Source organism: Brevibacillus sp. YAE8 (assembly GCF_057543335.1).
In genome coordinates, this window is sequence record NZ_BAAIYG010000203.1 from 1 (window position 1) to 502 (window position 502).

Here is a 502-nt window from a genome sequence, read left to right on the forward strand (position 1 = left end):
CAGGCGTAATGACACCAGGACAGTTCGGCCCTATCAGTCTCGTTTTCTTGCCTTCCATGAAGCGTTTGACCTTCACCATATCCAAAACCGGGATATGTTCTGTGATACAAATCACGAGATCAAGCTCCGCATCTACCGCTTCCATAATCGCATCAGCTGCAAACGGTGCGGGCACATATATAACAGACGCGTTAGCGCCGGTCGTTTGAACTGCTTCAGCCACTGTATTAAATACAGGAACACCTTCCACTTCTGTTCCGCCTTTTCCAGGTGTTACACCGCCAACGATATTTGTGCCGTATTCGAGCATCTGCTTCGTATGAAATAAAGCGGTAGAACCTGTAATCCCTTGCACAATAACTCTTGTATCTTTATTAATGAAAACACTCATTATTTGGTCCCCTGCCTTTCATTCTTTCTTAAACTAAGGATACGATTTTCTGCGCGCCGTCAGCCATTGATTCCGCAGATGTAATGTTTAATCCTGATTCACTAAGGATTT

2 protein-coding genes are annotated in these 502 nt (G+C 44.6%); both read right to left on the reverse strand.

Annotated elements, in window-relative coordinates:
• Positions 1-391, reverse strand: a 391-nt coding sequence (locus AC27IT_RS28395; protein ID WP_487092360.1) for a CoA-binding protein, incomplete at its 3' end; no start/stop codon positions are given.
• 28 nt (positions 392-419) lie between these two features.
• Positions 420-502: hypothetical protein (locus AC27IT_RS28400; protein ID WP_487092361.1), on the reverse strand; the 83-nt coding region annotated here is incomplete at its 5' end.